The 12,955-nt window shown below is 64.0% G+C and carries 10 protein-coding genes; 1 reads left to right on the top strand and 9 read right to left on the bottom strand.

Annotated elements, in window-relative coordinates:
- Window positions 1-55: 55 nt before the first annotated feature.
- Complete coding sequence (locus ACYVD7_RS08215; RefSeq protein WP_460761461.1) at window positions 56-1,654, top strand: phenylacetate--CoA ligase family protein; 1,599 nt, start codon at window positions 56-58, stop codon at window positions 1,652-1,654.
- Window positions 1,655-1,792: 138 nt separating this feature from the next.
- Here the strand turns inward: ACYVD7_RS08215 and ACYVD7_RS08210 are convergent, their stop codons facing one another.
- The 9 genes from ACYVD7_RS08210 to ACYVD7_RS08170 all read right to left on the bottom strand — a co-directional run bounded on the left by ACYVD7_RS08210 (window position 1,793) and on the right by ACYVD7_RS08170 (window position 12,880).
- Window positions 1,793-3,370, bottom strand: a complete 1,578-nt coding sequence (locus ACYVD7_RS08210) for a right-handed parallel beta-helix repeat-containing protein (protein ID WP_460761459.1) — start codon at window positions 3,368-3,370, stop codon at window positions 1,793-1,795.
- 137 nt (window positions 3,371-3,507) lie between these two features.
- The gene (locus ACYVD7_RS08205; protein ID WP_460761456.1) at window positions 3,508-4,887 is read right to left on the bottom strand and encodes an O-antigen ligase family protein; all 1,380 of its coding nucleotides are present in this window, start codon (window positions 4,885-4,887) and stop codon (window positions 3,508-3,510) included.
- A complete protein-coding gene (locus ACYVD7_RS08200; RefSeq protein ID WP_460761452.1) occupies window positions 4,884-6,047 on the bottom strand; it encodes a glycosyltransferase family 4 protein in 1,164 nt (387 codons plus the stop codon). The genes ACYVD7_RS08205 and ACYVD7_RS08200 overlap by 4 nt, the downstream gene beginning before the upstream one ends.
- Window positions 6,037-7,236 carry a glycosyltransferase gene (locus ACYVD7_RS08195; protein ID WP_460761449.1) on the bottom strand — a complete coding sequence of 400 codons (1,200 nt, stop codon included), beginning with the start codon at window positions 7,234-7,236 and terminating at the stop codon, window positions 6,037-6,039. The genes ACYVD7_RS08200 and ACYVD7_RS08195 overlap by 11 nt, the downstream gene beginning before the upstream one ends.
- A 211-nt stretch (window positions 7,237-7,447) precedes the next feature.
- Window positions 7,448-8,572 carry a glycosyltransferase family 2 protein gene (locus tag ACYVD7_RS08190; RefSeq protein ID WP_460761446.1) on the bottom strand — a complete coding sequence of 375 codons (1,125 nt, stop codon included), beginning with the start codon at window positions 8,570-8,572 and terminating at the stop codon, window positions 7,448-7,450.
- Between the two features lie 28 nt (window positions 8,573-8,600).
- A complete protein-coding gene (locus ACYVD7_RS08185) occupies window positions 8,601-9,941 on the bottom strand; it encodes a hypothetical protein (protein ID WP_460761444.1) in 1,341 nt (446 codons plus the stop codon).
- Window positions 9,928-10,677, bottom strand: coding sequence for a P-loop NTPase family protein (locus tag ACYVD7_RS08180; RefSeq protein WP_460761441.1), 750 nt, complete (start codon window positions 10,675-10,677; stop codon window positions 9,928-9,930). Before ACYVD7_RS08180 ends, ACYVD7_RS08185 begins: the two co-directional genes overlap by 14 nt.
- Window positions 10,674-12,266 carry an XrtA system polysaccharide chain length determinant gene (locus ACYVD7_RS08175; protein ID WP_460761439.1) on the bottom strand — a complete coding sequence of 531 codons (1,593 nt, stop codon included), beginning with the start codon at window positions 12,264-12,266 and terminating at the stop codon, window positions 10,674-10,676. Before ACYVD7_RS08175 ends, ACYVD7_RS08180 begins: the two co-directional genes overlap by 4 nt.
- Window positions 12,263-12,880, bottom strand: coding sequence for an XrtA/PEP-CTERM system exopolysaccharide export protein (locus tag ACYVD7_RS08170; RefSeq protein ID WP_460761437.1), 618 nt, complete (start codon window positions 12,878-12,880; stop codon window positions 12,263-12,265). The genes ACYVD7_RS08175 and ACYVD7_RS08170 overlap by 4 nt, the downstream gene beginning before the upstream one ends.
- Between the last annotated feature and the right edge of the window lie 75 nt (window positions 12,881-12,955).

Below are 12,955 nucleotides of genomic sequence, written 5' to 3'. Positions count from 1 at the left end.
CAGCAACATGGTCGATCGTTCCGGACAACGTGTCACGCAAGTCCAATCGGCCACGATGCGCGACGTCGTCGAGGTCGCGCATGTTCCCGTAGCGCCGGATCGCGGTGATGGCAGCCGACTGCCGGGGCTTGAGCACACTGCAGGAATCCCGGTGACCGCTTGTACTTTTAACCTGCGACGCAGCCCTGTTCGCGTTTGCCAACGATGGCCGGGGTCGTGCAAGCTGCCACTCAGCTCGCAGATGAGGACACCCATGGCGCTGCTCACGCCCGGCGGGCCGCTCTCCCGCCTTTACAACACGGCGCCAGCGAGCGTGAAAGACGCCTTTGCCAGCGCCTATGGCCTGAAGGTCCTCCAGCTGCGGTACGGCGGCTCGTTCGCGCGGCACCTTGAGGAATATCGTGAGCGCGACAGCTGGTCGCACGATCGCCTGGTCGAATGGCAGAACGCGAAACTCCAGGACCTGCTCCGCCACGCGGTCGCGCATGTTCCCTACTACACGCGGCTGCGCGCGAAGGGCGAGTTCCCGATCGAGGACGTAAAGACCACCGAAGACCTGGCGAAGTTGCCGGTCCTCGACAAGGAGGCGATCCGCAAGGATCCGGATGCGTTCGTGGCGACAAACGCGAAACCGCTGCACGTCCTGTACACGAGTGGCACGACCGGCATGCCACTCAAGTTGTATCGCTCCACCGAGACGATCCGCGATTGGTATGCATGCTTCGAGCGTCGCGCCCGCGAGTGGAGTGGCGTGTCGAAGGCGGACAGGTACGCAATGCTCGGCGGACAACTCGTGGTGCCGGTCGAAACCGATCGTCCGCCGTTCTGGGTGTACAACGCGCCGGTGAAACAGCTCTACATGTCCGCGTACCACCTGAGCCCGAAGTTCATGGACGCGTACCTGGACGAAATCGTTCGCCGGAAGGTTGTCCACCTGTACGGCTACGCCTCGGCAATGGACGCGCTTGCCGCCCACGCGCTGCAAGGTGGGCGCACGGACGTGCGGCTGAAGGTGGCGACGTCGAACGCAGAACCGCTCTTCGATCACCAGCGTGAACGGATCGCCCAGGCCTTCTCATGCGATGTTCGCGACACGTACGGGAACACCGAACTGTCGGTCGCGGCTTTCGAATGCGAGGCCCGGCGCATGCATCTGTCTATGGACGTGGCGGTGGTCGAAGTGCTCGGCGACGACGGGCGCGCTTGTCCTGCAGGTGAAGCTGGCGAGTTCGCGTGCACCGGGCTGCTGAACTTCGACCAGGTCTTCATCCGTTATCGCCCGGGTGACCGGGGCTCCTTGCGTGCAAACGAATCCCCTTGCAGCTGCGGTCGCCATTCGCCGTCGCTCGCGACGATCGAGGGTCGCGCCGATGACGTGCTGGTGACTAGCGATGGCCGGCACGTCGGTCGGTTGGATCCAGTATTCAAGGGCGGCATGCGCCTGCTTGAGGCGCAGATCATCCAAGTCGCACTCGACGAAGTCCACGTCAAGGTCGTGCCCGCGCCGGGATACTCGGATGCTGATGCCGAGTCGATCGCGTCGCGGATCAGGGACCGCATGGGTGCGGTGACGGTAGAAGTCTTCCAGGTGGCCGAGATTCCGCGCTCGGCAAACGGTAAGTTCCGCGCCGTCGTGAACCTGATCGGCAAGTAGCGAGTGCTGGCGTCGGCATCCTGATCTTCGCGACGCGTCGATCCCGATTTGCAGCACGGCGTGTGCGTCACTACTACATTGCCCTCAACCAGTGCTGACACCGACGCCGCAATCCGGGCGGTGCAATTTCAGTTTGCGCTAGGGGCGTTTGGCCTGAATCGCGCCAACGTCGGCGTTGGTGGCGGGGCGCGAGCGTCGCCGGAAGTCCAGGCCTGCACAGGAGGTGGCAACTGCAGTGCCAATCACAGGGCTGCCTGCAAGCGGTTCGGCGTCGAAGCGGTCCAGGGCCATGCCGGTCAGCTTTGGATTCTGGTTGCAGGTGGTGTTGGCCGGGCAGGAGCGGGTGTTCCACGCCAGGTTGCCGGAGAAGTGCCTGGCAGCCTTGGCTTTGCCGCCGTCGAACATGGATTGCGAACCGGGACCGAGGTAGTAGGGGAAGCCGATCACGACATTGTTCTGGATGTAGATCCTGTCGGTCGAATCGCCCTCGCTGTGACCTATCTGCGTGGCGCCCTCACCGACCAAGGTGTTGTTGCGCACGATCGCGGTGTCGTGGCCGGTCATCACCAGCTGCAGCGTGCTGCCATCGCCGCGGCAGAGGTCGCCCTCAAGCATGTCGTACTTGCCTTTGAAGAAACTGCAGTGGCCGACCAAAACCGAGCTCTCGATCAGTGCATTGCCTTTGACCTTGACCTGGTTGCCGGCGTTGGCCACCGCGTGGATGCGGCGCAATGTCACGTTGGTCGCGTCGGCGCCGTCCATGTAACGCAGATCCAGGCCGTCGGAGGTGTTGTGGTGAACGTACGCGTCTTCGATCAGCCACTGGCCGCCGGTGTCGGTGGTGCCCAGGCCATCACCGTAGCCGCCGCTCTGCTGCGCCCAGCAGGCCCATGGTTCGCCGGTGGCGACGCGCTCGCCGCAGCCATTCCATGCAATCTCGATATCACGCAGGACGATCCTTCCAGAGTTGGAACCATCGTCACCGACATTGCCGTCCCAGCCGGCAGTGCCATTCCTGTTGAGCTTGATGCGCTCCATCGTCCAGTTGTTTAGCCCACCGGCATTCATGCCGCGCGCGGCCATGCCATGGATGTTGAGGTCATGCAGCCACACGTTGCTTGACCTGTGGGCGTAGAGGCCCACGCGTGCCCATTGGGCTGCATCGTTACAGGCGACCGTTTGGTCTGAATGTTTGTAGACGCAATCGCTGTCGTCGGTGACCTCGAGGTTGCCGATTTCGACGTTGGAACTGCCTTCGAGATTGAGCACGCGATGCACGCCGGCAACGCCGACCAGGCGGGTGCCGGTCTTGCCTAGGAAGCGGGTCGGCATGGAGGTGCTGGGGCCGCTGGGAATCGGCTGCATGTAGCCGTCGCTGCCAATCTCGTAGGCGCCGGCGCCGATCAGCAGGGTGTCACCACCGCCGATTCGCGCGGGACCCGACGGGGGCAGGGCGATGTCGGGGTTTTTCCAGGCGCAGGCTTGGGCAATGCCGCTGCCGGAATAGGCTGCGTCGGCGCGGCCGGTGCATTGGGTCGCATCGCCGCCATCGGTGCGGACGTAGTAGATCGTTGCATCCGGCGCTGCCGTCGCTGCAATCGGGATATCCGTTTTGCCGGGGCGATCCGAAGGACATGGTTCCCTTGTAGACGGCTGCAATCCTGACGGGGCCAATCCACCGGCTTCGGGGGCGAACTCATCGGCGCACGCAGCCATGCACGCAAAGGCCCAGGCTGCGATCGCCAGCCGCCACCTTCCGTGATGCGCACGACTGCACCGGCGACCACGATGGCGACGACCTGGGTTGATGGCGCCTTCCTCCTGGTTCCGTGACACGGGCACGGCCTCGAGCATCAGCGACGCAAGGCCTTGTTCCGGACAAGCGCCGGCAGCGCGCGGGCCGCGAGCGGGAAGCGAACGTCGGCTGGTTTCGGGACGACCCTGGGCATTTCATGCGCCGCTACCAGCGCGGCAGCCCGTGCCTTGAGGGTGCCGTAGCGTTCCATCAGACCGCACAGGATCCAGAAGTTGGCCATGATCAGGCTGTCGAAGAACGGACTGCCGTACATGTTGCCCAAGGCCATCGAAACGACGGCGAGCGTGAAACCCAGTTCGAACGTACGCGCTTCCGGTCGTGCGGCGGCGGGAGAACGGCGCAGCCAGCGCGCCAATCGCCACAACCGCCAGAACACCCACAGCAGCGCCAGCAGACCCAGCGGACCGCATTCGGCGAGGGTCAACAGGAATCCGTTGTGCGCGTCCTTCCCTGCGTAAGTGGTGTAGTCGCCGATATGGTCGCCGAAGCGTCCCAGGCCTACGCCGGCGGGATGGTCGCGCAACATGTCGATCGTGCCATTCCAGATGGTGAAGCGGCTGGTAGTGCTCATGTCGAATGTCACTGCGCCACTGGCGTCGACCTGCTGTGTCTGCTGGACGCGTTCGACGGCACTCTTGGGCAGGAAGCTGGCGGAAGTGGCCACCAGCAATGCAGCGGCAAGCAATGCGATGGGAATGCTGCGCCACACCAGCAGGATCATGATCACGAACAGTCCGATCAGGTAGGACTGGCGCGAGAAGGTGAACATGATCGCCGTCGCCAGGATCACGCTGCCGGCAACCGCCACCAAACGGACGGATAGGCGCTGACGCGGCTGGATCGTGATCGCCACCAGCATGGGGAGGAACATCGCGAAGAACACGCCGGCGCGGTTGGCCATCTTGATCTGGCCGAACGGGCCGGTCGCACGCTGCGTTTCGGAGAATGCACCCAGGTTGAAGTGGAGTCCCTGTAAGACGGCTTCGAGTCCGGCGCCCACGGCGACCAGCAACACCAATACGATCAGTTGCCGGGTGCCTCTCAGGTCCAGTCCACAGCGCAGGTATGCCAGGTACAGGAACGGGAAGAGAACCGCGACTTTGGCTTCGCGCAGGTCTTTGCCCGCGTGCGAGAGGTCGTGCCACTGCGCGGCGATGAAGCCGATCAGCATCGCGAGGAACAGCGCGGCCAGCGGCTGCACGAGCATGCCCGGTCGCTGCAGGTGCGATGGATCGCGCCGCCCCAGGAGCATGGCGAGCACCAGCAGCGCGGTCGAAACGCCGACGCTGACATCCGAGGGCAGGTGCGCGGTGTTCGGCAGGAGCGCGATCGGGATGGCATAGAACAGGAGAAACGGTTCGGCTCGCCTCGCCGGTTCGGTTCGCCTTGCTTGCGGAGGCGGGAACGCGAGGTTCATTTCGCCTGACCGCCGGCAGGGTGCGCGAGCACGTGGGCGTCCGTGGGGTTTGCCTTGCGAAGGCAACGCTCGTAGACGGCTGATGTCGCGGCCCCGAGCGCATCCCGACTGTGGTGCTGTTTCACGTGTTCACTGGCGCCTTGCGCGAGCCGCGACCGCAGTGCGGCGTCGCTCATGCGCGACATCGCTGCCGCCAGGGCGTTGGCGTCGTCCGGAGTAAACAGAAGGCCTGTGCGTCCATCATCGATCAGCTCAGGACAGCCTCCCACCGCGGACGCGATCACGGGACAGCCTGCGGCCATGGCTTCAAGCAATGCGTTGGATAGTCCCTCGAAGTGGGATGGCAACACCAGGAAATCCGCCGCCTGCATGAGCTGTGACGCGTCGGTCCGTTCGCCGAGAAAGCACAGGTCCGCTGATACGCCAAGCTCGGTCGCCAGTTGTTCGGTGGATGCCAGCAAGGGACCGCCGCCGACAAGCGCGATGCGCGGACGTTGCCCGGATTCCAGCGCAGCGAGCGCACGGAGCAGGCATGGCAGGTTCTTCACCGGCACCAGCCGCCCCACGAACACGCCCAGCAGGCGTCCGTCCGGCACGCCGAGCGAGCGTCGGATCGCAACCCGCTCGTCGGGGGCCAAGGGCGCGGGAATGTCGACGCCATTGGGGACGATCGCGAACATCGCGTCAGGCATCCCGGTACGCCGGGCGGTAGCGCGCGCACCGGCGCTGGAGTTGGCGATGACGGCCGCGCTTTGACCCAGTACGAAACGCTTGAGTCGCCAGAACCACGCCGGTCGGTCGAGCGCAAAGCTGCGCTCGGAAGCAACCAGCAGCGGGCGACGACCCGACAACGCGCGCGCGAGCACCGAGGACAATTCCGCGGTCAATGAGAATGCGTGGATGAGCGCATAGTTGCGGTGGCGCAACAGGCGCGCGAAAGCGGCCAGGAACCGCAGGTCCACCCGGCGACGTTTCGGTAGGTAGTGCACGGGGATGCCGTCGCGCCGGATCGCATCGACCAGGAAGGAGTTTTCGCGGAAGTAGGCGAGTTCGGGTTCCCACCGCTTCCGGTCCAGTCCTTTGAGCAGTTGCTGGACCTGGCGTTGGCTGCCGCCAACCTCCATGCCGTCGATCACCACCAGGAGGCGCTCACGCGGCATCGCTGATGGCCTTCCGCATCAGGCCATGGAGCCTGATCGCTTCTTTTCGCGCGTCGAACTCCAGTTCGATGCGCTGGCGTGCAGCGATCGTCAGTCGCTCGCGCAGCGCGGTGTCATCCAGCAAGCGCTTGAGCGCCTGGGCGAGCGAAACTGCATTGCCTTCATGGGCGAGGAGGCCGTGCACTTCGTCAGCGATCAGCTCCGGAACACCCGAGACCGGACAGCTGACGACCGGGCAACCGGCCGCCATGGCTTCCATCAAGGCGACCGGAATGCCATCGCGACTGCCGTTGGCCGCGATCTGGCAGGGGAGGGCGAACACTGTCGCCCTTTCCAGCGCTTCCCGCACGACTTCCTGCGGCTGCGCTCCCGCCAGGTCCACGTGTTCCTGCAGACCATGGCGATCAATCAGCGCCTGCAGGTCCTGCCGCGCCGGGCCCTCGCCGATCACGGTGCAATGGAACGCCGCGCCGCCGTCGCGCAGCAATGCCAGCGCATCGATGAGTGTGTGGAACCCCTTCTCGGGAGCCAGTCGCCCCACGCCAAGAATCCGGTTTCCAGAGCGCTCCCCGGGCTGCCAGGAAATCTGTCGCAGGTCGACCCCGCAATGCACGACCTTCAGCTTGCGCGGCGCGAGCGCTGAGACATGGCGGCCGAGCCAGTCGATGTTGTGCCGTGAAATGGTCACGGCCAGCGCGGCGTCCTCGATCTTGCGTGGCAGCAGCTGGTGGTTCCTGAATACGTCGTGCGCATGGCAGGTGAATCCGAACGGACGTTCCGTGACCTGCGCCAGCGTCCAGGCCGCGGTTGCCGGATAGGTCGACCAGTGCGCGTGGATGAACTGCGGATCGAACCCTTGCAGCCACCGTAGCTGGCACAGGCTCCGGAAGAGCGTCGCCAGCGACTTCGCCAACACCGTCGGCGTTCGCCAGGCATCGGCCACGATGGTTGCGGTTGCCGCGGCGATCCGGAGCGGGTGAACCGACAGGGCGTGCAATACATTCCAGAGCGTCGCCGGCAAGCCGGGTGGCTGGCGCACGCGATCCAGCAACGCGGCGGCGTCCGCCTGGACCATGGTTTCTGAGCCGCGCTTGAGCGAGAGGATGCGTACGTCGACACCTTCGTCGATCAGCGTACTGATTTCACGGACGATGAAAGTCTCCGACCAGCTGGGAAACTGGGAGACCACGTACACCACGCGTCGCAGGGGAGGACCCCACGGTTCCTGCGCCTCCGCGCAGGGTGCTTGCGGGGCTGGGGCCGGAAAGCCGTCGGGACCGGTAAGGCAATTGTCAGCCCACGACTGCATCGGCATTAATCCAATACCTGGTCTTGAGTTAAACGCCACGGGGCACCGCCGACGGCCAGCTGGTGCGACTGCACGGATAGCGTTAGCAGGCCTAGCGCAAAGGCGTCCAGGTCACGATGCGTTCCCCGCGCAGGAACCGGTACAGGCTTACGGCGGACGCCAGGTTGGTCAGCAGGAAGTAGTACGGTTGCGCCAGGAGGCGCGAATTCGTGAACAGGCGCAGCGGCGTGAAACCGAGCAACCCTGAGAGCAGCAACGCCAGCTGCATCGCCAGCAACCAAAGGTAGCGTCCCTGCGATGCGAGGACCGCATTCGCCAGCAATGCGGCCATCCAGAAGACCGGAGACAGATACCTCAGCAATTTGTGCGACCACAACTGCCAGGCGAACGCTCCGAAACGGAATGGATCGAGAAACCGCTTCTGCGCCGCCAGCGCAGACAGGCTGCGCATGCCAACGCGTACGCGCATGGACAGCTCGCGGTCGGGATGATCAAGCGTGTGTTCGTAACACACGGCATCGGGCTCAAGAACGGTGCGCAGGTCCTGGTCGCGCACCATCATCGCGACGACGAAATCGCTGATCAAGCCAGGAGCGATGGCACGGTAGGCACTGCGGCGGATGGCGTACAGGCAGCCGGAGACTCCGATCAACGAGCCAAGCATGCTCTCCGCCATTCGCAGCATGATTTCGTAGTTCCAGTAGGACGTGCCGCCATGGCCGGTGGCGTCGTCCTGCTTTGCGACATAAGTCAGGCGCCCGGCGACGCAGCCCACGGACGGGTCGTGGAAATTGCTGGACATCGCTTGCAGGGCATGCGCTTCGATCGACGTCGTGGCATCGGTGAAGACCAGAATGTCCCCCGTCGCAATTGCCGCCGCCGCGTTCTGGCAAGCGGTCTTCCCCTGGCGCCCCTCTACCCGCAGCAGGCGTACGTTCGGGGCATTGAAGCCGAGCACGATCCCGTCGGTCGCATCGCTGGAAGCATCCGAAGCGACAATGATGTCGATCTGGTGCTTCGGGTAATCCAGCGCCAGGACATTGCGGATCTTCTGCTCGATGTGTTTCTCTTCGTTGTATGCGGTGATGATGGTCGTCACCGATGCGGAGACGGCCCTTTTGTCGACATGGCGCGGCCGGATGCGTGCGAACGCGATTGCAAGGATCGGGTAACCCACGTAGATGTACGCCAGCAGGGCGATTGCGATCCAGAGCAATGCTTCGAACATTCTGCGGACCCTGTTGTCAGCGTTTCCACCAGACCGTCAACATCACCGCGTTTTCCTTGTAGCGCGGGTCGGAAAGGTTCGAGTCGCGCTCGTTCCTGACTGCTTCTGCACGCCATCCCCAGTGCCGGGTCAGTTGGCAGTCGACGCCCAGGCGATAGACGTGATCAAGATCGTGCTCATCCCGCGACAGGAACTCGCGCTTCCGGATGGCGCCACTAAAGTACACGGTAACCCTGGGTCGCAGGTGATAGTCGACCTGGTAGAACACGGCGCGCTCGGTGCGATCGCCATCCGGCCGGTCGATGTAGAGCAGTCGTCGGTATTGCGGACGCAGGCGAAAGTCGAAACGCTCCCCGGTAAACCGGTAATCCAGTTGCATATCGCGTTGGCGATAGACGCCGGCGGTCACGAGGGACGACGAGGCCGTCACGAGGTCGGGAACAATCGACTCATCCGGATCGCTCAGCCGAACGACCAGGTCCTGGACCTCATCGGCGAACTGATGGCGGCCACGGAAGCGAAGCCGGCTTTGCGGACTGATCTGCCATTGCACGGTAGCCCGCACTATGGAAGTCGAGGCATCGCTGCCTGACTCGCGGTTCAGCCGTGAGTGCCCCAAGTCCAATTGGTACTCGATGTCGCGGAGCATGCCGTCATAGCGGAAAAATGCATCCTCGCGGTTGTAGTCGACGGTCGTTGGATCGTCGAAGTCCGCCTCTGTGGAGACCAGGTTGAGCGATGCTTTCGACGTGCTGCTCAGGTCGCGCTGCAGGGCCGCGGCCGCGCTGTAGCGCTTGCCGTCGAATCCTGGCGACACTTCGGCATAACTGTCGGCGGCACGCAGGTCGAGCTGGAAGCGGGTGGCGTCGCCAAGCCGCGCGAAGTAGCTGGGGCCGGCGATGAATACGTTCACCCGCTGCAGGTTGCCCGGGTAGCGGCCATCACGCAGGTTGATCGATTCCTCGCTGAGGTAATCCTCGAACACGAGGTTCAGGCGTTCGGGGAACAGCGACCAGTTGAGCTGCCCGGCGAATTCGCTCCGGTTTTCATCGGAGAACCGGTTGCTGCTGTAATGGCGGCGCTCGAATTCGCCTCGCGCCTGCAACTCGACCCTGGATCCTTCCTCCTTGACGTCGAACTTCAAGCGGGGAATGAGGACTGTTTCCACCGCCTGGTTGTCTTCGCTGAGGTTGATGTTGTCGCTGTGGAGTGCCTCTACCTCGATCTGGTAGTTGATGTGGGGAGCCGCTTGTGCGCTGCCCCCGAACGCTGCGGCCAGGACCGCCACGTACAGCGCAGCAGGGCGTGGACGCACCCGCGGGAACGGTTGGGCATCGCTGCGATCAGGCGTTTTCATTGAAGACCACGCCGGCGAATTTCCTGGGATCGAAGTTGCCCGCAGCGGCAACGATGTCGGCCGGCGTATTGCGGCCGTAGCCCGCGACAAGGATCACCACATCCGCCAGTTCCGACAGGATGCGCGCATCGGGCGCCCCCAGGGCCGGCGGGCTGTCGAGGAATATGTAGCGGTCCGAATAACTGCTGCGCAGCGAGTCCAGCAGCAGGCGCATCCGGAATGATGAGAAATACTCCGTCTCGGTGGCGCCGTAGGTCGATTGGCCGGCCGGAATCAGCTTCAGGCGCGGGATCCCGGTGCTGTAAAGCATGCCTTCGACTTCGGCGTCCGGATTCTCGAGATAGTTGATCAGGCCGCCCTTGGGAGTGTCGATCTTCATCGCGAGGTGCTGTGAAGGGTGGCGAAGGTTGCAGTCGATCAGCAGCGCACTCCGGGTCGGGTCGAATGTGACCGCCAGCGCGAGGTTGCGGGCCACGAAGCCGCCTCCGCACGCCGCACTGACCGGCGCGACCAGCGTGATGAAGTTTTCATTCGAAGTCGCCAGCAAGCGCGTGCGCAGGTCCCTGAAGGAGTCGACCAGCTGCCGGTTGGAGCCGTCAACATAGGGAATGATCGAGCGTTCGGCCAACTGCGTGGGCGTGAGGGCCGTCGTCTCACCGTGCCGCACGACGCGCTTTCCATGTTCGACGTCAGTCGCGTTGGCCAACATTTCCTGGTGGCTGATGAAGTCATTCATAGGACATCCACCACCTTCAGGATCAGGACCAGTCCATAGATCAGTGGCACCGCGACGAACAACGCCGACCCCAACCTGTGTTGCTTCGCGCGCTGATCGAGCTGGTGATACGTGAGGTGCAGGGGAATGCTGCCCAGTACCGGCAAACCAGCCTCATGCTCGATCTGCAGCGGCGTACGCACGCGGGGATCGTGTTTGACCAGCATCGACAACAGCAGCAACGGCACTGCTATTGCCAGCAGCAGCCCGATCACGGCGAAATGCATCAGGCGCAATCCCGTGGGCATCAACGGAACCGAAGCGGGTTCCTGAATCTGGAAGCCCAGGCTGCGTCCGTCCGCATCCAGGCTCATGGAAACGCGAGCGTTTTCGCGGCGTTTGAGGAGGTCCTCGTACATTTCCTGGTTGACGTCGTGTGCACGGGTCAGTGCAGTGACGGTGCTTTCAGACCCAATGATCTTTCGACTGCGCTCGAATTCCTGGCCAAGCAGGGCCTGGGCGGTGGCGAGACGGGATGCGGCGGCGGCACCCTGGCGCCGGACCTCCGCCAATTGCGTCCGCAGCTGCTGGTAGACCGGATTCATCGATGGGGTTGAGCCGGGCAGGACGGTGGTTCCGCCGCCGGCTCCGTTTCGCATCTGCGCCTGCAGATCGCGGATCTGGTTCCGGACCCGGACGACATCCGGATGCTGGTCCGTGTAACTCAGCATCAGGCGACTCTCTTCGGCCTGCAGTCCGGCAAGCTGCACATTGACCTGGGCGGAACGCGAAATGGTGGTGAGCTGGCTTTCGCGCGACAACTGGGCCATCACCTGGTGTTCCTGTGCACCCACGTCCGCAAGGTCCATGCTTGCGCTGTCGGTCGCCCTGCGCAATTCCGAAATGCGGGCGGAAACGTCGGTGGTCACGCCTGGCATCGCGTCCGGATTGGCGCTCCGGTACTCCTGGAGCTTGCTGTCCGCGTCGCCGAGTGCCCGCTGGTACTTCTCCACCTGCGCATCGATGAACTGGTAGGCAGACAGGCTTGCACGCGACCTGGATTCCAGCACCTGCTCGATCAATGCCTCGGAGAAGCGCTTGGTGACCGCGTAGGCGCGCTTGGGGTTGGAGTCCGAGTAGGTGATCTTCACCAGGCTCAGCTTCGGATCCGTCGAACGGGTCTGCGTGCGTTCGGTGACCGCGATTTCCGTACGGCCGATGATGCCGTTGACCAATCGTTCCCTCTCCAGCGGGCTGGGTTTTCCTTCCAGCCAGCCACCGGCACGTAGCACTTCGTCCATCACCCGGTGGCCGAACAGCACGTCACGCGAAATGATGGCGCGGGATGCTTCGTTGGGTGCCGCCGTGCGCCCCTCCATGAGTGGGGCGATCGGCGTGTTGTCCTGGACCAGTACCGTCGCCGACGACTTGTAGGTGGAGGGATTGAGCAGCCCCCAGAGCAGGAAGAAAAGCGCGATGGACGCGAAGATGGTGGCCAACGGCAGCAGGTAGCGGCGGAATTCCTTGAACGCAAGCGGCAGCATCACGAACGCCGGCAAGCGTTCGGCTACAGGGCCGGGCAGACTCGGTTGCCCGTACGCGTTGTTCACAAAACGCGCTCCGGCACGGTGATCACGTCGCCGGGAGCGACCTTGTAGTTCGTGCTGAGGTCGCCACTGTTGAGAATGTCGTCCAACTGGACACCGTAGGCCTGCGCGCTGTCGCCGGTCTTCCGGTGCAGGCTGGAGCGACCAGGCGCAGCGAATTCGGTGACACCGCCCGCGGCGAGAACCGCGTCCAGCACGGTCATGCCCTGGCGATAGGGAATCGAAACAGGCTGGCGCACAGCGCCGGTGACCCGCACCCGCGACAGGTATTCGTGGCTGCGCAACTCGGTGAGGATGACGGTGACCTGCGGCTCGCGCACGTAGGCGGCCAGCTTCTCCTGCAGGTCCTTGGCGACGGCATCGGGCGTCCGGCCGCCGGCGACGATGTCGCCGACCAGCGGCACCGAAATCTTGCCGTCGGGCCGCACCGGGGCGGTGATGCTCAGGTCGGGATTGCGCCAGACCGACACCTGCACCATGTCGTCGACACCGATCTGGTAGTCATCCACGGCAGAAGCGGCGGCCGGCGGGGCGCCTGACATGAGGCTCCCTGAGCTGGCGCAGCCGGCGAGCAGGAACGACAGACCCAATGCCCTGAGGGCAGATGCAGCGCGCATGGCGATTCTCCGGTTGACCCCTGTTCTGAACCAACGCCAAGCGCAAATGCACCCGGCCACTCTGATGGGGGAGGG

The sequence above is a fragment of the Lysobacter fragariae genome (assembly GCF_054779775.1).
The sequence above is the reverse complement of the archived record's forward strand: the minus strand, read 5'-3'. Positions and strand labels throughout refer to the sequence as shown.